Raw genomic sequence first — 19511 nt, forward strand, 5'->3', positions numbered from 1 at the left:
TTCTAATGAGATAACCTTCTCTCTTACCCACAAGAAGAATCCGTCTTATCTCTTTTTTACGCTCAGATATCAGTCTAATTATATCTTAAGTATTGGTGGCTAAACTGGCTGCCTCGACTTCAAATTAAGTTAAATTTATGCAATCCACGACTACTCAGAGTACACCAGCGTTCAGCTGGAAAGCCCTTGGCTGGGCCGTATTGTATTTTTGTTTCTTTTCAACGGTATTACAGATTGTTATCTATGCAACGGGCTACAGCGGATCTACCGGGCTGCGTGATTCGATTCTCTTTAGCTTATTGTGGCTGGTACCTGTCTTCCTGTTTCCAAAGAAAACTCGGATCATCGGTGCCCTAATCGGCGTCGTACTCTGGGCAGCTTCCCTTGCAGCTATCTGCTATTACGTTATTTATGGCCAGGAGTTTTCACAGAGCGTTTTATTCGTGATGTTTGAAACCAACACTAATGAAGCGGGTGAGTTCTTAAGCCAATATTTTAGCCTGAAGATTGTATTGGTCGCGGTGGTCTATACCGTTATTGCCGTGCTTCTCTGGACCCGTCTGCGTCCGGTCTACATCCCGAAACCTTGGCGCTGGCTTGTCTCCTTTGCCCTGCTGTATGGGCTGGTTCTGAACCCGCTTGCTACTGGCGTATTGATGAAAGACAAACCCGTCGCAGATGTCCTGGATGGCCTCTCTGGCCGTTTGGCCCCTGCTGCGCCATGGCAGTTCATTACTGGTTATTACCAGTATCACCATCAGCTAGATAATCTGACCCGACTGCTAAACGACAACCATGCACTACCACCGCTGGCAAACCTGAAAGACAGCTCAGGGAATGCCCCGCGTACGCTGGTTCTGGTCATCGGTGAATCCACGCAGCGTGGGCATATGAGTCTTTATGGCTACCCACGTGAAACCACACCAGAGCTGGATGCCCTGCACAAGTCAGACCCGAACTTCACCGTTTTCAACGATGTAGTGACCTCTCGTCCTTACACGATTGAGATCCTTCAGCAAGCGCTGACCTTTGCCAACGAGCAAAATCCGGATCTGTATCTGACGAAGCCATCACTGATGAACCTGATGAAACAGGCGGGTTATAAAACCTTCTGGATCACCAACCAGCAGACGATGACCTCGCGTAATACCATGCTGACCGTGTTCTCTAAACAGACCGACAAGCAATTCTATATGAACCAGCAACGTACCCAGAGCGCCCGCGAATACGACGCTAACGTTCTGGCACCGTTTAAAGAGGTTCTGACAGACCCTGCACCGAAGAAATTTATCATCGTGCATCTACTGGGCACACATATTAACTACGAGTACCGTTACCCGGAAAACTGGAATAAATTCTCGGGTAAAACCGACACGATGCCAGCTGGGCTAAGCAAGGATGAGCAGGACACGTATAACAACTACGATAATGCTAACCTGTACAACGATTTCGTCGTTTCCAGCCTGATTAAGGACTACAAAGCGACCGATCCGAACGGTTTCCTGCTGTATTTCTCTGACCATGGTGAAGAGGTTTATGACACGCCGCCACACCATACACAGGGACGTAACGAGCTGGCGCCAACGCGCCATATGTACACCATCCCGTTCCTGCTGTGGACGTCAGAAAAATGGCATCAGGAGCATCCTCGCGATTTCTCTCAGGATGTTAACCGCAAATACAGCAGCTCCGAGCTTATCCATACCTGGTCCGACTTGGCCGGTTTAACCTACGACGGGTATGACCCTACCCGCGCGTTAACCAACCCACAGTTTACAGAGACGACACGCTGGATTGGCAACCCATATGACAAGAAAACGCTAACCGATTACGACAAGCTGCCATTCGGCGAGCAAATCGGTAATCAGTAACGACTCCAGGCCGCTTCATCTTGAAGCGGCTTTTTTTCGCGCTGTTAGTTTCACGTCTCCGCTAAAAATAAATTACATTTTCTAATCACCAAAAATCGACTTAAACCACAGAAAACTGACAAAAGCAGAGTAAAATCACCAAAGCTAGATTAGTTTTTCTAATCAAAACCATTTTGCCTTAGAAAAACTCAATCGTGACCATGCGCACAAATCGCTACCCTCCAGCCATTCTTTCTGGGAGCGAACATGTTACTGCATATCCTTTACCTTATCGGCATCACCGCTGAAGCAATGACCGGAGCCCTGGCTGCCGGGCGCCGCCGCATGGATACTTTTGGCGTTATCATCATCGCCACGGCTACTGCGCTAGGTGGCGGTTCCGTGCGCGATATGCTGCTTGGTCACTACCCATTAGGCTGGGTACAGCACCCTGAATACATTATTACCGTCGCCATCGCAGCGGTACTTACCACCATTGTGGCCCCGGTCATGCCCCACCTGCGCCGCCTATTCCTGGTGCTGGATGCCATCGGCCTGATTGTCTTCTCAATCATTGGTGCACAGATAGCGCTGGATATGGGAGAAGGCCCCATCATCGCCGTTATTGCCGCCGTCATTACCGGCGTATTTGGTGGTGTGCTGCGCGATATGTTCTGTAAACGCATTCCGTTGGTATTCCAGAAAGAGCTTTACGCCGGCATATCATTTGCCGCCGCCGTGCTATACGTCGCGCTACAGCAATACGTCAGCAACCATGATGTGGTGGTGATCTCAACGCTACTCTTCGGTTTTACCGCGCGTATGCTGGCGCTAAGGCTCAAGCTCGGTCTGCCGGTTTTCCACTACCGTCACGAAACACACTAATTAAATCCCGCTATCCCTGATGACCTCAGCGCTTCAACAAGCGAGCCAATCACGGGGTCATGAACAAACGCTGCCAGGCTCCGCGCCTTCTCAATGCCAATACCCGGCAGCGTTTGCCAACTCCGCTCATCACGCGACCGTAACTGCTCCCAGGAATCGTCATCAAGCGCCTTCAAGGCCATATCTGGCAACGGCACGCCTATCGCCTTTACCCAGCGACGAAAAGGCTGTCTGCGCGTCATGTCTAAACGGTGCCAAAGCCGCTGCGCACGATCCGTTGTCATACCAGGCGTTGACTGCAGTTGCTTTAACGTCAGCCCAAGCCAGGAAAAGATATGGTCAAACGAATACGCTGTCGCAAGCTGACTCCAGCCGGCTTCACCGATCCCTTTAATATCCAGAACCGCTGGCTGCCCCAACCAGATAAGGCGCGCTAAGAATTGCTCCCGGCAATTGTCGGCGCGATAGAAACAGGTGAGTGCGTGATAGGTGGACGCGGGAGGCTGCGGCTTTGTCCGGTCGAGATCACGCCACACCACACTTTCCAGGCGCGGAATGCCCTGGCCTGCCAGGCTCACCAACAGCTGATCGCCCGTCGTGATATCCAGCGCCTGCCAGCGCGCCACCGACCCAATATTGACCCGCCGCACGCGCTTGTCGTCCAGCATGAATGACTCCAGTTCAGCAACAACGGAAATTTTTCCTGTACGGCCAATAGCAAAGTGGATACCACTTACCTCAGCCACTTGTGATACCGGCTGATACTTCCACGCAATGACCCACTCCCCCTGCGCCGGGAGCCAATTTGCGCCATCGGGTTCTCTTGCTGCGCGGATAACGATGCCATCCGTAGCGAAGGGTAATGCCGAGTTAAACCAGCGCGAACGCCAGTCAGCCACCTCTTTAACCTGCTTCACGGGATGCGTATAACGCGAGGTAAGCGCAAAACCAGAGGCGGCGAGCAAATCCAGCCGCTCACGCATAGAAACAGGGCCATCAGGCCACGCCCACACGAACAGCGAGAGCGCCGATAGCGGTTCTCCGCTGCTTTGCCGCATCAGCATACCCGCCACCTTTGAGCGTGCGTTCATGCCGCCCATTTTCTGCTGTACATGCCCTTCGGTGCCTAAAAATATCTCACCCTGTAGAACGCTGTTTGCCAGCTTACCGCTCACGTTTTGCGGAATAGACGGAATGCGCCTGGCTTTTTCAGTCCAGTCTTCCCCACGTAAGCCATCCCCCCGGCTGATGACTTTATTCAAATAACCATTCCGATATTCCAGCGTCACCGCCACACCATCGACTTTCGGCTGCACCCAGATACCTTCCCGCCCCGTCATCCAAGCACCAACTGCGCGCTCATCCGCCAGTTTGCGCACGCCGGTATGCGCCACCGGATGTTGTATCGTCCTGCTGAGTGGCAACAGGCTGGTTTCCTCGACGGATGTCACGCCAAAGCAGCGTTGCCACTGGGCAAGCCGCGCAGCAAGCTGGTCATACACACCGTCGCTAACCTCACTCTCTCCTTGCTGCCAGTAGGTTTTATTCCATTGCGATATCTGACCCTTCAGTTGTGCAATCTCCTGCTCGGCCCTGGCAGGAGACCAGGCAGGACAGGCTGCCTGCACCTGGAGCGTAAGCAACAACCCCACGATACTCATCCATGCTCTCATTTTCTTTCCCTCTCAAACGGATAGCCCGTTTGTAGCGCAGCCCTTTTCACGATGCGAGAAGAGATCGAGGGTTTTACGAGCAGGCTTCAGGGAAAAAAACGTTGTTGCAGCAACAGCAGGGGAAATCAGGAAAACGGCACGCAAAATGAAAGAAACTGGCACAAAAAATGTGACAAAGGCTACGTCGCGTGGCGGCGCCGTGTATAATAGGCTCGTATGTAAGTTCTCTTTCGATAATCACATACAAAAGACACTCATGGCTCAAGGCACGCTCTATATTGTTTCCGCCCCTAGCGGCGCGGGTAAATCCAGCCTGATTCAGGCTTTATTGAAAACCCAACCGTTGTACGACTCCCAGGTATCTGTTTCACATACCACGCGCGCGCCGCGTCCGGGTGAAGTGCACGGTGAACACTATTTCTTTGTGAATCACGACGATTTCAGAACGATGATTGGCGAAGGGGCATTCCTGGAACACGCAGAAGTCTTTGGCAACTATTACGGCACCTCGCGTCAGGCAATTGAGCAGGTACTGGCAACCGGCGTTGATGTCTTCCTTGATATCGACTGGCAGGGCGCTCAGCAAATCCGTAAAAGCATGCCGGGCGCACGCAGCATCTTTATTCTGCCGCCGTCCAAAATTGAACTGGACCGTCGCCTGCGCGGCCGCGGACAGGACAGCGAAGAGGTTATCGCAAAACGTATGGCTCAGGCAGTTGCAGAAATGAGTCATTACGCGGAATATGATTACCTTATCGTCAATGATGATTTTGATACCGCGCTGGGTGACTTTAAAACCATCCTCCGGGCAGAACGTCTGCGTATGAGCCGCCAAAAGCAGCGACATGACGCTTTAATCAGCAAATTATTGGCAGACTGAACCCACTTTCAGTATCATGCCCAGTCCATCACTATCTGTGGAGCATTAAAGTATGGCACGCGTAACTGTTCAGGACGCTGTAGAGAAAATTGGTAACCGTTTTGACCTGGTACTGGTCGCCGCGCGTCGCGCTCGTCAGATGCAGGTAGGCGGAAAGGATCCGCTGGTTCCAGAAGAAAACGACAAAACCACCGTTATCGCACTGCGCGAAATCGAAGAAGGTCTGATCAACAACCAGATCCTCGACGTGCGTGAGCGCCAGGAACAACAAGAGCAGGAAGCCGCTGAATTACAAGCTGTTACCGCTATTGCTGAAGGTCGTCGTTAATAATAAGCGGGTCGCCCTTGTATCTGTTTGAGAGCCTGAATCAGCTGATTCAAAATTACCTGCCGGAAGACCAGATTAAGCGTCTTCGGCAGGCCTATCTCGTTGCACGTGACGCTCACGAGGGGCAGACACGTTCAAGCGGTGAACCCTATATCACGCACCCGGTAGCGGTAGCCTGTATTCTGGCCGAGATGAAACTCGACTATGAAACGCTGATGGCCGCCCTGCTGCATGACGTGATTGAAGATACCCCTGCCACCTACCAGGACATGGAGCAGCTCTTTGGTAAGAGCGTTGCTGAACTGGTAGAGGGGGTCTCCAAACTTGATAAGCTCAAGTTCCGCGATAAGAAAGAAGCGCAGGCCGAAAACTTTCGCAAAATGATTATGGCGATGGTGCAGGATATCCGCGTCATCCTCATCAAACTTGCTGACCGCACCCACAACATGCGCACGCTGGGCTCATTACGCCCGGACAAGCGTCGCCGCATCGCCCGTGAAACCCTCGAAATTTACAGCCCGCTGGCACACCGTTTAGGTATCCACCACATCAAGACCGAGCTCGAAGAGCTGGGCTTTGAAGCGCTGTATCCAAACCGTTATCGCGTCATTAAAGAGGTGGTGAAAGCCGCGCGCGGTAACCGTAAAGAGATGATTCAGAAGATCCTTTCTGAAATCGAAGGGCGTTTGCAGGAAGCGGGAATTCCGTGTCGCGTTAGTGGTCGCGAGAAACATCTGTACTCTATCTACTGCAAAATGGTGCTGAAAGAGCAGCGTTTTCACTCGATCATGGATATCTACGCCTTCCGCGTTATCGTCCACGATCTGGATACCTGCTACCGCGTACTAGGCCAGATGCACAGCCTGTACAAACCGCGCCCGGGTCGCGTAAAAGACTACATCGCGATTCCAAAGGCCAACGGATATCAGTCCCTGCACACCTCAATGATTGGGCCACACGGTGTCCCGGTCGAAGTCCAGATCCGTACTGAAGACATGGATCAAATGGCAGAGATGGGTGTTGCCGCGCACTGGGCTTACAAAGAGCACGGTGGCGAAAGCAGTACTACCGCACAAATCCGCGCCCAGCGCTGGATGCAAAGCCTGCTGGAGCTGCAGCAGAGCGCCGGTAGCTCGTTTGAATTTATCGAGAGCGTTAAATCCGATCTCTTCCCGGATGAGATTTACGTTTTCACCCCTGAAGGCCGCATTGTCGAACTGCCCGCTGGCGCTACGCCGGTGGACTTCGCCTACGCCGTGCATACCGATATCGGTCATGCCTGCGTCGGCGCGCGCGTCGACCGCCAGCCTTACCCGCTGTCGCAGCCGCTCTCCAGCGGCCAGACGGTCGAAATCATCACCGCGCCGGGCGCACGCCCGAACGCCGCATGGCTTAATTTTGTCGTCAGCTCGAAAGCGCGCGCCAAAATCCGTCAGATGCTGAAAAACCTCAAGCGCGACGACTCCGTCAGCCTGGGTCGCCGTCTGCTGAACCATGCGCTGGGCGGTAGCCGCAAGCTTGCGGAAATTCCAGCGGACCATGTTCAGCGCGAACTTGACCGTATGCGTCTTGCCACTCTCGACGACCTGCTGGCCGAAATTGGCCTGGGCAATGCCATGAGCGTGGTGGTGGCGAAAAACCTCCAGCAGGGTGAAGCGATTCCTTCCGCACCAGGTGCCTCAGGGCACAGCCATCTGCCGATTAAAGGCGCAGACGGCGTGCTGATCACCTTCGCGAAATGCTGTCGCCCAATCCCTGGCGACCCGATCATCGCCCACGTCAGCCCGGGTAAAGGGCTGGTTATTCACCATGAATCCTGCCGCAACATTCGCGGCTATCAGAAAGAACCTGAGAAATTCATGGCAGTTGAGTGGGACAAAGAGACGGCGCAGGAATTTATCACCGAGATTAAGGTCGATATGTTCAACCATCAGGGGGCATTGGCCAACCTGACGGCAGCTATCAACACCGCGACGTCCAATATTCAAAGCCTGAATACGGAAGAGAAAGACGGCCGCGTTTATAGCGCCTTTATCCGTCTGACCGCACGTGACCGCGTGCACCTGGCGAATATCATGCGCAAAATCCGCGTGATGCCGGACGTCATTAAAGTCACTCGTAACCGAAACTAGCTTTATGAATTCACAGCGTTATGCGCGTATTCGTGAGATGCTCGCCAGGCGTCAGCCTGACCTGACGGTCTGCATGGAAGAGGTTCACAAACCTCATAATGTCTCGGCGATCGTTCGTACCGCCGACGCGGTAGGCGTACACGAAGTTCACGCGGTCTGGCCCAGCACCCGAATGCGCCCGATGGCATCCGCGGCGGGCAGTAACAGCTGGGTACAGGTAATAACCCATCCCACCATCGGCGATGCGGTTGGCCATTTAAAGCGCCAGGGCATGCAAATCCTGGCAACCAACCTGTCAGACACATCGGTCGATTTCCGTGAAATCGACTACACCCGCCCAACCTGTGTTCTGATGGGGCAGGAAAAAACCGGTATCACCCAGGAAGCGTTAGCCCTCGCAGACCAGGACATCATCATCCCGATGATCGGCATGGTGCAGTCGCTCAACGTTTCCGTCGCCTCTGCGTTGATCCTCTATGAAGCCCAGCGCCAGCGTCAGAACGCCGGCATGTATCAACGCGAAAACAGCATGCTGCCGGCCGAAGAGCAGCAGCGACTGCTGTTTGAAGGCGGCTACCCGGTGCTGGCACACGTCGCTAAACGCAAAGGCCTTCCTTATCCCCACGTCAACGAGCAGGGCGAAATTGAAGCCGATGCTACGTGGTGGTCCACTATGCAGGCTACGGAGTAACCGCCATGCAAAGCCGTCTGCTGGATGCCGTTCCGCTCAACACATTGACCGGCGTAGGCGCCGCGCAGAGCAGTCGGCTGGCGAAGATCGGTCTGCATACGGTGCAGGACTTGCTCCTGCATCTGCCGTTGCGCTACGAAGACCGCACCCAACTTTATCCCATCGGTGAACTGCTTCCCGGCATCTACGTGACCGTGGAAGGCGAAGTCCTGAACTGCAATATCACCTTCGGCGGCCGCCGGATGATGACCTGTCAGATTAGCGACGGCACCGGCATTCTGACCATGCGCTTCTTCAACTTCAACGCGGCGATGAAAAACAGCCTCGCCACCGGGCGGCGCGTGCTGGCCTACGGTGAAGCGAAGCGCGGCAAGTACGGCGCGGAGATGATCCACCCGGAATACCGCGTACAGGGTGACCTCAGCACGCCGGATTTGCAGGAGACCTTAACCCCGGTCTACCCCACCACCGAAGGCATCAAGCAAGCCACGCTGCGCAAGCTCACCGACCAGGCGCTGGATTTACTCGATACCTGCGCCATCAGCGAGCTGCTGCCGCCGGAACTGGCGCAGGGGATGATGAGCCTGCCGGAAGCGCTGCGCACGCTGCATCGCCCACCTCCGTCACTCCAGCTTGCCGATTTAGAAACCGGTAAACACCCTGCCCAGCAGCGTTTAATCCTGGAAGAACTGCTGGCGCACAATCTCAGCATGCTGGCCTTACGCGCGGGCGCGCAGCGTTTTCACGCTCAGCCCCTCAGCGCGAACCGCGAACTGAAAGATAAGTTTCTGGCCAATCTGCCGTTTAAGCCTACCGGCGCACAGGCGCGCGTAACGGCCGAAATTGAACACGATATGGCGCTGGATATCCCCATGATGCGCCTGGTGCAGGGCGACGTCGGCTCCGGTAAAACGCTGGTTGCCGCGCTGGCGGCACTGCGCGCTATCGCTCACGGCAAACAGGTGGCGCTGATGGCGCCAACAGAACTGCTCGCCGAACAGCACGCCAATAACTTCCGTAGCTGGTTTGAGCCACTCGGCATTGAAGTCGGCTGGTTAGCCGGTAAGCAGAAAGGCAAGGCACGTCAGGCGCAGCAGGAAGCTATTGCCAGTGGTCAGGTGCAGATGATTGTCGGCACCCACGCTATCTTCCAGGAACAGGTGCAGTTTAACGGTCTGGCGCTGGTGATCATCGATGAACAGCACCGTTTTGGCGTGCATCAACGTTTGGCGCTGTGGGAAAAAGGCCAGCAGCAAGGCTTCCACCCGCATCAGCTGATCATGACCGCTACCCCGATTCCACGCACCCTGGCGATGACCGCCTATGCCGATCTGGATACCTCGGTGATTGATGAACTGCCGCCGGGACGAACCCCGGTCACAACGGTCGCCATCCCGGACACCCGTCGCCATGACATCATCGACCGCGTACGCAACGCCTGCACCACCGAAGGCCGTCAGGCCTACTGGGTCTGTACGCTGATTGAAGAATCCGACCTGCTGGAAGCCCAGGCGGCGGAAGCCACCTGCGAAGAGCTAAAGCTGGCGCTGCCGGAGCTGAATATCGGCCTCGTCCACGGGCGCATGAAGCCCGCCGAGAAGCAGGCCGTAATGCAGGCGTTCAAGCAGGGCGAACTGCACCTGCTGATTGCTACCACGGTCATTGAAGTCGGCGTCGACGTCCCTAACGCCAGCCTGATGATTATTGAAAACCCGGAGCGTCTGGGTCTGGCGCAGCTGCACCAGCTTAGAGGCCGCGTAGGTCGTGGCGCGGTGGCATCGCACTGCGTGCTGCTCTACAAAGCGCCGCTGTCGAAAACCGCGCAGATGCGCCTGCAGGTGCTGCGCGACAGCAACGACGGCTTTGTGATTGCGCAAAAGGACCTCGAGATCCGCGGCCCCGGCGAGCTGCTTGGCACCCGCCAGACCGGCAACGCTGAATTTAAAGTCGCCGACCTGCTGCGCGATCAGGCAATGATCCCCGAAGTTCAGCGCCTGGCGCGCCATATTCACGACCGTTATCCACAGCAAGCCCATGCCCTGATTGAACGCTGGATGCCGGAAACCGAACGTTATTCCAACGCGTAGCGATACCCACAGCCCCACAGAGGCTGTGCTAAACTTCGCACAATTTTACTTCCCTGGACGAGTTTGTAATGAGACGAGAACTGGCTATCGAATTTTCGCGCGTCACCGAAGCAGCGGCGCTGGCAGGCTACAAATGGCTGGGCCGTGGCGATAAAAACACCGCCGACGGCGCGGCGGTCAATGCCATGCGTATTATGCTCAACAAGGTCAACATTGACGGCACTATCGTCATTGGCGAAGGCGAAATCGATGAAGCGCCAATGCTCTACATCGGCGAGTCCGTCGGTACCGGGAATGGCGATGCGGTAGATATCGCCGTTGACCCCATCGAAGGCACCCGAATGACGGCAATGGGCCAGGCAAACGCACTGGCGGTGCTGGCGGTAGGCGACAAGGGCTGCTTCCTCAATGCGCCTGACATGTACATGGAAAAGCTGATTGTCGGCCCAGGCGCGAAAGGCACTATCGATCTCAACAAACCGCTGGAAGAGAACCTGCGTAACGTCGCCCGCGCGCTGGACAAACCGCTGTCCGAATTAACCGTCACCATTCTTGCTAAACCACGTCACGACGAGGTTATCGTTGAGCTGCAAAAACTGGGCGTGCGCGTCTTTGCCATTCCCGATGGCGACGTTGCCGCCTCTATCCTGACCTGTATGCCGGATAGCGAAGTCGATGTGATGTACGGCATCGGCGGCGCGCCGGAAGGCGTGGTCTCTGCTGCGGTCATTCGCGCGCTGGATGGCGATATGCATGGCCGCCTGCTGGCGCGTCATCACGTCAAAGGCGACAGCGAAGAGAACCGCCGTATCGGTGAAAACGAGCTGGAACGCTGCAAGGCGATGGGCATTGAAGCGGGCATCGTGCTGACGCTCGACGACATGGCGCGCAGCGATAACGTTATCTTTTCCGCGACCGGCATCACCAAAGGCGACCTGCTAGATGGCATTACCCGCAAGGGCAATATCGCCACCACCGAGACGCTGCTGATCCGCGGCAAATCACGCACCATTCGCCGCATTCAGTCAATTCACTATCTCGATCGCAAAGACACTGAAATTCAGCGTCACATTCTCTGAATCATTTGATCAATAGAGCTTTCCGGCCCTTTCGGGCTGGAAATCTGCTCTCGTCGCGGTGATGATAAAGCTAACGATATTGAGGGGAGATAGGCCATGGCTGACTGGGTAACAGGCAAAGTTGTTAAGGTGCATAACTGGACGAATGCACTGTTTAGCCTCACCGTCCACGCACCGGTTAAACCATTCACCGCCGGGCAGTTTGCCAAGCTCGGTCTTGATATCGACGGCGAGCGCGTGCAGCGCGCCTACTCCTACGTTAACGCCCCACATAATCCCGATCTCGAGTTCTATCTGGTCACCGTACCGGACGGCAAGCTGAGCCCACGCCTGGCGGCGCTGAAGCCCGGTGATGAGGTACTGGTCGTCAGCGAAGCGGCGGGCTTCTTTGTGCTCGAAGAGATCCCCGACTGCGAAACTCTGTGGATGCTGGCAACCGGCACCGCCATTGGGCCGTATCTGTCGATTCTGGAAGAAGGCAAAGATCTGGATCGCTTTAAGAATCTGGTGCTGGTTCACGCCGCACGCTACGCCGCCGACTTAAGCTATCTGCCGCAAATGCGAGCGCTGGAAGCACGTTATGCCGGCAAGCTGCGTATTCATACGGTTGTCAGCCGGGAAACTGCGCCGGGCATGCTGACGGGGCGCGTACCCGCGCTCATTGAAAGCGGTGCGCTGGAAGCGGCGGTCGGCCTGCCGATGAACGCTGAAACCAGCCACGTGATGCTGTGCGGTAACCCGCAGATGGTACGTGACACTCAGCAACTGCTGAAAGAAACCCGACAGATGACCAAACACCTGCGTCGTCGGCCGGGCCACATGACCGCCGAACACTATTGGTGATCGGCGCGATACTTCACGGCCTGCGTCTCTTTACCGTATTTATTCTCGCCCTGGGTGCCGACAAACGCGCCCAGGTCGATGAGCATCATCACGATAATCAGCGTCGGAATAAAGCGCCCTACGCCCCACTGCCAGACACCGGGCAGCATTGACCAGTTGCCCGCCAGCAGCATCCACGCCAAAATCATCAGCAGCGCCCAGATGCCGGACTTCCCCCGGTCATGTAGCCGTTTAATCGTCACCGCCGCCGTCGGCCAGAGCAGGCAGACCAGCATAAATGCCGCCGTTTGCAGGTCAACCAGCCCGCCGCCCGCAAGGCTAAACAGCGCCACCATCGTCACCGCCCAGATGGCAATCCAGATCCAGAAATCACGGCGACCAATACGGCCTTTACCGGAAAATAACCATTGCTGTAGAGTCATGTACCCTTTCCTTTGTCGTTGTGCCGCATAGTGTACCCTGAAGCGGCCATATTTTGACAAGCGAGGTGGTTCCCGTTTTAATCGTCATCGGAAAAGAGGAGACGATAAGCATGAAAAAATGGATAACGCTGTGTCTGATTGGGCTCCTGACCCTGGGTGCCGCTCAGTCCGTGCTGTCGGCGCAGTCGCCTGCGGCCGTGGCGCCGTATCTGATATCGGGCGCGCCAGCTTTCGATCTCTCCATCAGCCAGTTCCGGGAAAAATTTAATGCCGACAACCCGACGCTGCCGCTCGCCGAGTTCCGGTCAATTACTTCAAGCCGCGACCAGCTCAACATTACCCGCGCCGCCAGCAAGATAAACGAAAATCTCTACGCCTCTACGGCGCTGGAGCGCGGCACGCTGAAGATTAAGTCCATTCAGATAACCTGGCTGCCAATTCAAGGGCCAGAGCAGAAGGCGGCGAAGAATAAAGCGCTGGAATATATGAGTGCGCTGATGCGCGCCGTGATCCCAACGCTCACCAAACCACAAAGTCTGCAAAAACTGCAAAAGCTCCTGACGCTCGGGAAAGGTAAACATTACTTCGCCAGCACCGAAGGCGCCGTACGCTATGTTGTCGCAGATAACGGTGAAAAAGGGCTGACCTTCGCCGTTGAACCGATTAAGCTGGCGCTATCTGAGAATCTTGAAGGGGAGAATAAATGATAAAAAGCAAAGCCTTCATGACATTCAATCTCTATACTGTTTCACAGACCATGCTGCCCTGACGGGCGGCCATATTCCTTAATTCGCTGATAAGCGTGGAGAATCGAAATGCGACATCCTTTAGTGATGGGTAACTGGAAACTGAACGGCAGCCGCCACATGGTAAACGAGCTGATTGCTAATCTGCGTACCGAACTGGCTGGCGTTGCTGGTTGTGGCGTTGCTATCGCGCCACCAGAAATGTACATCGATCAGGCTAAACACGCCGCTGCGGGCAGCCACATCCACCTGGGCGCGCAGAACGTTGACCTGAACCTGTCCGGCGCATTCACCGGCGAAACTTCCGCTGAAATGCTGAAAGATGTTGGCGCAACCTACATCATCATCGGCCACTCCGAGCGTCGTACCTACCACAAAGAATCTGACGAGCTGATCGCTAAGAAATTCGCGATTCTGAAAGAACAGGGTCTGATCCCAGTGCTGTGCATCGGTGAAACCGAAGCAGAAAACGAAGCGGGCAAAACTGAAGAAGTTTGCGCACGTCAGATCGACGCGGTTCTGAAAACTCAGGGCGCGGCAGCCTTCGAAGGCGCGGTTATCGCTTACGAACCAGTATGGGCTATCGGTACCGGTAAATCTGCAACTCCAGCGCAGGCTCAGGCTGTTCACAAATTCATCCGTGACCACATTGCTAAAGCTGACGCGAAAATCGCTGAACAGGTTATCATCCAGTACGGCGGTTCCGTAAACGCAGGCAATGCAGCAGAGCTGTTCACCCAGCCTGACATCGACGGCGCGCTGGTTGGCGGTGCATCCCTGAAAGCTGACGCTTTCGCGGTGATCGTTAAAGCAGCAGAAGCGGCGAAAAAAGCGTAAGACATCACGCAGAACCTCCCCGGATTCGGCATTCGCCTCGTCCGGGCGACCAGGTTCCCCGTAGCCCGGCCAAGCATAGCGCCGCCGGGAAGAACCGGCCATCAGGCCGGTTTTTTTATAATTTCCCCAGCACCTGATACCACGCATAATCCAGTGGCAACAGCAGCAGATAACTGACCGCCGCCAGCGCCAGACACAGCAGCATCCCCGCCCGCGCAGGCACCTTCCCTAATGCCATCGCCACCACAATCGGCGACGCCTGATACGGCAGCAGCGGCGTGGAGTAACCCAGTACCTGAATCATAATCACGCTCAGCAGCGGGAAGCCGGTGGCATCAGAGAAGCTTTGGGCAAAGGTGGTATACAGCGCAGGTACGCCGTTGGCGGTCATAATGAAGTTCAGCGCGCTGGTAATGCCGGTTAGCGCGAGGAAGCTGGTAAACGGCGCGTCTTCGCTGAGCGGCATGATATGCAGCAGCGCATTCCCCACAACGGCGCCAATCCCGGTTTGGGTCACGGTGATCGCCAGCCCCAGAATCCCCGCCACGTAAATACAGGTGCGGATGTTCACTCCGCTGGCAAATTCATCGCCGTTAATAAACCCAACGCGCGGCAGTAGCGTGATGACCGCAGCCACCAGCCCCGTCCAGGCGGGTCCGATGCCGTGCAGGCTTTCACTCACCCACAGCGTCAATACCACCGCCAACAGCCACGCCAGGCGCTTCTCATCCGCGCTCATTGGCGGCAACGGCTCCAGGTCGCGCGGTGGATGGGGTTTACCGGGGAATAGCCAGCAGATAAGCCCCACCAGCGCCGCCCCTTTCAGCCAACCTAATACCGGCGTATGCAGCAACAGATACGGCACATAGTTGAGGTGAATGCCGTAGGCGCCTTCCGCAGCACCGCTCATCACCAGATTAGGCACGTTGGCGGGCAGAATGGTCGCAGAAAGCTGGAAGGTGCCGAAACCAACGGCCAGCGCCAGCCCGTACCAGGCACGGGTGCCGTCTTCGATACCCGCGCGTTTAGCCATGGCCGCCACAATCGGCATCAGCAGCGCAATGCGCCCCATATTCGACGGCATCACAAACGCCAGCGCGTAGCTCAGCAGCACCACGCTGGCGACCATCAGCGGCCAGGAGTCAGTGAGTCTTGAGGAGAGCGCCCGTGCGGCGCGATCCGCCAGCCCGGTTTTACGAATGGCGATACCAAGCACAAAACCGCTGAATACCAGCCAGAAGGCCGACGAGGCAAAGCCACCAAAGATAACGTCCGGCGGCGCGATTTTCGCCGTCATCGCCGCAGCGAAAAACAGCAGCGCGGTAATAAACTCCGGTAGCAGCGAGGTGGCCCACAGAAGGATAGTGACGCCAACGATGATAGAGGGAAGGAACAGAGGGTGGGAAAACCAGAGCGACATACCTGTCTCCTGTCGTTTTTTTCAGCAAGCATACGACGACAGGGTAGACAGGTAAACGCCAGATTAGGTGGGGTTATTGCAGGATTGCGCAGCGATGATCCTGAATTTCTTCGGCAGAGGCACGGTTCAGCGCCAGCAGGTTACGCTCGGTTGCCAGCAGCAGCAACGAGTCATCGCTTTGCTTCACCAGCGCCAGCGCAAAGCGCCCCATATGGTCGCGCGCTTCCGGCACTTCTTCCGCCAGCATCAGGAACGGACTACGCTGCGCCAGCTCATTTTCGGTGACGCGGCGCGCCAGATACTCATGCCCCATCAGACCACCCGGCAGCGGCAACCAGCGGCTGCTGATGGCGGCGATATCGCCGTCCAACTGCTCGCGAACATCTTTACGCAGGCAGGAAATATGGATGTGGAAATGGTTTTGCGTCCGTCCGGTGCGGGAATTAATTGTCAGGGAGATGGCGCTATCCGGCACTTCCGCGCCCCGTTTATCGCTCATGATCATGCGACGTTGCCACGCCTGCCAGAAGAAGTTCGGCGTTTGCGGGTTAAGCAACAGTGGGCTTTCGGTGCCATTGATGCGGTAGGTTGGCATCAGCAGGTATTGCAGCGGGCCGTTACGGTCTTTGAACAGGACGTAGCCGCCTTTTGGATTCACGTCAGCACAGGGGGCCGGGGTGCGATGATTCAGCTGATTAGGCACGCACTGCTCTAGCACAATGTGGCGCAGCGCGTCCGGGTTGCCGGAATGCAGCCAGTACCAGCCGCCCGCTCCCGCAGCAATCACCAATACCAGCAGCGCTGCCAGCAGATATTTTAAGCGCGTCATTTTGTCTCCCCAAATCAAATCAAGGGGGAAGAGTAACGTAGTTTGATGACCAAAAGAAAACGCCCGGTAAAATCACCGGGCGTTAGAGTGAGATTAACGCTTACTAATCTGGTCGAAGGTACCGCCGTTAGAGAAGTGTTCTTTCTGCGCTTTGGTCCAGCCACCGAACTCATCATCAATGGTGAAGAGCTTCAGTTTCGGGAATTCGTTTTCATACTTCTTCGCCACCGCCGGGTCACGTGGGCGATAGTAGTTCTTCGCCGCGATCTCCTGACCTTCCGGTGAGTAGAGGTATTTCAGGTACGCTTCCGCTACCGCGGTGGTGCCTTTTTTCTCCGCCACTTTGTCGACCACGGAAACGGTCGGCTCGGCGAGGATAGATTCGCTTGGGGTGACAATCTCAAACTTGTCTTTACCCAGTTCATTCGCTGCCAGCAGCGCTTCGTTTTCCCACGCAATCAGCACATCGCCGATACCGCGTTCAACGAAGGTGTTGGTAGAACCGCGAGCGCCGGAGTCCAGCACTTCTACGTTCTTATACAGCGCCTTCACGAAATCCTGCGCTTTGGCCTGATCGTTGTTGTTTTGATGCAGCGCGTAGCCCCAGGCAGCCAGATAGTTCCAGCGAGCGCCGCCGGAGCTTTTCGGGTTCGGGGTAATCACGGAAACGCCCGGTTTAATCAGGTCGTTCCAGTCATGAATCTGTTTCGGGTTGCCTTTACGTACCAGGAACACGATGGTGGAGGTGTACGGCGCGGAGTTATCCGGCAGACGTTTAATCCAGTTTTTGTCGATGCGGCCGCGTTCGGCAATGGCGTCTACGTCATAGGCCAGCGCCAGCGTGACGACGTCGGCATCAATGCCGTTAATCACGGACGTGGCCTGTTTGCCAGATCCGCCGTGCGACTGGCGAATCACCACGTTATCACCGGTCTCTTTTTTCCAGTGCGCGCTGAACGCCTTGTTGTATTGTTCATACAGTTCACGCGTCGGATCGTACGACACGTTAAGTAATTGGATGTCCTTAGCCAGTACGCTGGTAGTAGCCAGCAAAAGAGTTAACCCTACGCCCCACTTATTCATCGCCCGCTCTCTTATCTGTTGTGTTGTAATGAGGCTAGCCTGCCAGAAATCGAACCAATGATTAAAGAATAAAAAAAGATTGATTATGCAGTTTTGAAATATAAACGGAGACACGAAATGCGCGTTTGCTCGAAATCACTCAGGGAGGAGATAAAGGGGGGAAGAACATCCCCAGGCCGTTAAAAAACCGCCCGGGGAGGAATGGAATTAAACTTCTTCCATGCGGCCGAGCAGCGCCTGCAGACGATCCTGCCAGCCGCTCTGCTGTTCTTTCAGCTGGTTGTTTTCACGCTCCAGCTCTTCACGGCTCTGGTGTGCAGACTGTACATCCTGCGCCAGGGTGTTGTTCTTTTCTTTCAGCTCTTCGATTTCCATCTGCAACAGCGTGATGGTATCAATCGCCTGCTGAACTTTCGCTTCCAGTTTCTCAAACACTTCTAATGACATCGTCATAACCTCTCCTGATCTTGCAAGGCGTTGATATCGTCCCGGAACCCCGGCGACGCCTTATCTTAAATAAGCGCACGGCTTGCAGTCGATTGTATGGAGCCCCGCCGCGACTGTCCAGCGCCAGAGCCTGTAGATTGCGGTTGTCCGCAATTTTCGGTCTCATCCTGGAGCGTTAGCGTCCATTCTGATTAAATTGTTAAATGTTTAGCCACAAGAATGTTTCCTTCCTCACACTTTTCGTTCCGAAAACGTTCATTTTTTGGCGCGAAAACGCTCATTTCTTGACGCGGTACACACATTTCGATTTCGATATTTCTCGTTTACGCTCGTTAACGATAAATTAACACTATGCCTACATGGCAACATGAGTGTCCCGAACGCTCATGTACACAATAATCATCAATTAGTCTTCAGGATTCCGATTATGAGCCAAACATCAACCTTAAAAGGCCAGTGCATCGCAGAGTTTCTTGGTACCGGGTTGTTGATCTTTTTCGGCGTGGGGTGTGTTGCGGCGCTGAAAGTTGCGGGTGCAAGTTTCGGCCAGTGGGAGATCAGCATCATCTGGGGTCTGGGCGTGGCGATGGCCATCTACCTGACCGCTGGGGTTTCCGGCGCGCACCTTAATCCGGCAGTGACCATTGCACTTTGGCTGTTTGCCTGCTTCGACGGGCGCAAAGTCGTACCGTTCATCGTGGCTCAGTTTGCCGGTGCGTTTTGCGCCGCCGCGCTGGTCTACGGGCTTTACTACAATCTTTTCCTCGACTTCGAACACACGCACAATATGGTGCGCGGCAGCGTCGAAAGTCTTGAACTGGCCGGTATTTTCTCGACTTACCCGAACCCACATATCAATTTTGTGCAGGCATTCGCGGTAGAAATGGTGATTACCGCTATCCTGATGGGCGTGATTCTGGCGCTCACCGACGATGGTAACGGCATTCCGCGCGGGCCGCTGGCACCGCTGCTGATTGGCCTGCTGATTGCGGTTATCGGTGCGTCTATGGGCCCACTGACCGGGTTTGCCATGAACCCTGCGCGTGACCTCGGACCGAAAACCTTCGCCTGGCTGGCGGGCTGGGGCGACGTCGCCTTCACCGGCGGCAAAGATATTCCTTACTTCCTGGTGCCGCTGTGTGCGCCAATAGTAGGTGCAGCGCTGGGGGCGTTCAGCTATCGCAAGCTGATCGGTCGTCACCTGCCGTGCGACACCTGCGAGGTTGAAGCGCCGAAGGCGGCCTCCAGCCAGAACCAACAAAATGCTTCGCTGTAAACT

The 19511-nt window shown here is 55.5% G+C and carries 18 protein-coding genes; 12 read left to right on the forward strand and 6 right to left on the reverse strand.

Translation table 11 applies throughout. The features are described from left to right. The first annotated feature begins 137 nt into the window (after window positions 1-137). Together ACH1XZ_RS11770 and ACH1XZ_RS11775 are read left to right on the forward strand one after the other, a co-directional pair. Window positions 138-1871 (forward strand): phosphoethanolamine transferase CptA, encoded by a 1734-nt coding sequence (locus ACH1XZ_RS11770; RefSeq protein WP_395595712.1) that lies wholly within the window; start codon window positions 138-140, stop codon window positions 1869-1871. A gap of 246 nt (window positions 1872-2117) precedes the next feature. After that, a complete protein-coding gene (locus ACH1XZ_RS11775) occupies window positions 2118-2735 on the forward strand; it encodes a trimeric intracellular cation channel family protein (RefSeq protein WP_035895841.1) in 618 nt (205 codons plus the stop codon). On the opposite strand, the gene ligB is transcribed toward ACH1XZ_RS11775, so the two are convergent. Then, the gene (gene ligB, locus ACH1XZ_RS11780) at window positions 2732-4408 is read right to left on the reverse strand and encodes an NAD-dependent DNA ligase LigB (protein ID WP_395595713.1); all 1677 of its coding nucleotides are present in this window, start codon (window positions 4406-4408) and stop codon (window positions 2732-2734) included. The two genes, ACH1XZ_RS11775 and ligB, sit on opposite strands and share 4 nt — an antisense overlap. A 256-nt stretch (window positions 4409-4664) precedes the next feature. On the opposite strand from ligB, the gene gmk reads away from it, so the two are divergent. From gmk to fpr, 7 genes are all read left to right on the forward strand, one after another. Further along, window positions 4665-5288 carry a guanylate kinase gene (gmk, locus tag ACH1XZ_RS11785; protein ID WP_035895845.1) on the forward strand — a complete coding sequence of 208 codons (624 nt, stop codon included), beginning with the start codon at window positions 4665-4667 and terminating at the stop codon, window positions 5286-5288. 52 nt (window positions 5289-5340) lie between these two features. Then, a complete protein-coding gene (gene rpoZ, locus ACH1XZ_RS11790; RefSeq protein ID WP_000135058.1) occupies window positions 5341-5616 on the forward strand; it encodes a DNA-directed RNA polymerase subunit omega in 276 nt (91 codons plus the stop codon). Window positions 5617-5633: 17 nt separating this feature from the next. Beyond that, on the forward strand, window positions 5634-7748 hold the full coding sequence (gene spoT, locus ACH1XZ_RS11795; protein ID WP_035895850.1) for a bifunctional GTP diphosphokinase/guanosine-3',5'-bis pyrophosphate 3'-pyrophosphohydrolase: 2115 nt from the start codon (window positions 5634-5636) through the stop codon (window positions 7746-7748). A gap of 4 nt (window positions 7749-7752) precedes the next feature. After that, a complete protein-coding gene (gene trmH / locus ACH1XZ_RS11800; protein WP_395595714.1) occupies window positions 7753-8439 on the forward strand; it encodes a tRNA (guanosine(18)-2'-O)-methyltransferase TrmH in 687 nt (228 codons plus the stop codon). Between the two features lie 5 nt (window positions 8440-8444). Further along, window positions 8445-10526 (forward strand): ATP-dependent DNA helicase RecG, encoded by a 2082-nt coding sequence (recG, locus tag ACH1XZ_RS11805; protein ID WP_395595715.1) that lies wholly within the window; start codon window positions 8445-8447, stop codon window positions 10524-10526. Between the two features lie 68 nt (window positions 10527-10594). Next, window positions 10595-11605 carry a class II fructose-bisphosphatase gene (gene glpX / locus ACH1XZ_RS11810; RefSeq protein ID WP_395595716.1) on the forward strand — a complete coding sequence of 337 codons (1011 nt, stop codon included), beginning with the start codon at window positions 10595-10597 and terminating at the stop codon, window positions 11603-11605. Between the two features lie 96 nt (window positions 11606-11701). Further along, window positions 11702-12448, forward strand: a complete 747-nt coding sequence (gene fpr, locus ACH1XZ_RS11815) for a ferredoxin--NADP(+) reductase (protein ID WP_395595717.1) — start codon at window positions 11702-11704, stop codon at window positions 12446-12448. Here fpr and ACH1XZ_RS11820 read toward each other — a convergent pair. Continuing rightward, window positions 12439-12870, reverse strand: coding sequence for a DUF805 domain-containing protein (locus tag ACH1XZ_RS11820; protein WP_123651029.1), 432 nt, complete (start codon window positions 12868-12870; stop codon window positions 12439-12441). The two genes, fpr and ACH1XZ_RS11820, sit on opposite strands and share 10 nt — an antisense overlap. A gap of 110 nt (window positions 12871-12980) precedes the next feature. Between ACH1XZ_RS11820 and ACH1XZ_RS11825 the strand changes: the two genes are divergently transcribed. Beyond that, window positions 12981-13577, forward strand: coding sequence for a DUF1454 family protein (locus ACH1XZ_RS11825; protein WP_395595718.1), 597 nt, complete (start codon window positions 12981-12983; stop codon window positions 13575-13577). 108 nt (window positions 13578-13685) lie between these two features. Next, the gene (tpiA, locus tag ACH1XZ_RS11830; RefSeq protein WP_395595719.1) at window positions 13686-14453 is read left to right on the forward strand and encodes a triose-phosphate isomerase; all 768 of its coding nucleotides are present in this window, start codon (window positions 13686-13688) and stop codon (window positions 14451-14453) included. Window positions 14454-14568: 115 nt separating this feature from the next. Here tpiA and ACH1XZ_RS11835 read toward each other — a convergent pair whose 3' ends face one another. The 4 genes from ACH1XZ_RS11835 to zapB form a co-directional block, all read right to left on the reverse strand. Next, the gene (locus ACH1XZ_RS11835) at window positions 14569-15873 is read right to left on the reverse strand and encodes an SLC13 family permease (RefSeq protein WP_395595720.1); all 1305 of its coding nucleotides are present in this window, start codon (window positions 15871-15873) and stop codon (window positions 14569-14571) included. 73 nt (window positions 15874-15946) lie between these two features. Continuing rightward, entirely contained in the window at window positions 15947-16702 is a 756-nt protein-coding gene (locus ACH1XZ_RS11840) for a CDP-diacylglycerol diphosphatase (RefSeq protein ID WP_395595721.1), read from the reverse strand. Between the two features lie 93 nt (window positions 16703-16795). Then, window positions 16796-17785, reverse strand: coding sequence for a sulfate/thiosulfate ABC transporter substrate-binding protein Sbp (sbp, locus tag ACH1XZ_RS11845; protein WP_395595722.1), 990 nt, complete (start codon window positions 17783-17785; stop codon window positions 16796-16798). Window positions 17786-17992: 207 nt separating this feature from the next. Continuing rightward, window positions 17993-18238: a septal ring assembly protein ZapB gene (gene zapB / locus ACH1XZ_RS11850; RefSeq protein WP_115073675.1), complete on the reverse strand. Its 246-nt coding sequence runs from the start codon at window positions 18236-18238 to the stop codon at window positions 17993-17995. Window positions 18239-18659: 421 nt separating this feature from the next. Between zapB and ACH1XZ_RS11855 the strand changes: the two genes are divergently transcribed. Continuing rightward, the gene (locus tag ACH1XZ_RS11855; protein WP_395595723.1) at window positions 18660-19508 is read left to right on the forward strand and encodes an MIP/aquaporin family protein; all 849 of its coding nucleotides are present in this window, start codon (window positions 18660-18662) and stop codon (window positions 19506-19508) included. Window positions 19509-19511: the final 3 nt, after the last annotated feature.

The organism is Kluyvera chengduensis (assembly GCF_044197065.1).
Classification (GTDB): domain Bacteria; phylum Pseudomonadota; class Gammaproteobacteria; order Enterobacterales; family Enterobacteriaceae; genus Kluyvera; species Kluyvera ascorbata_C.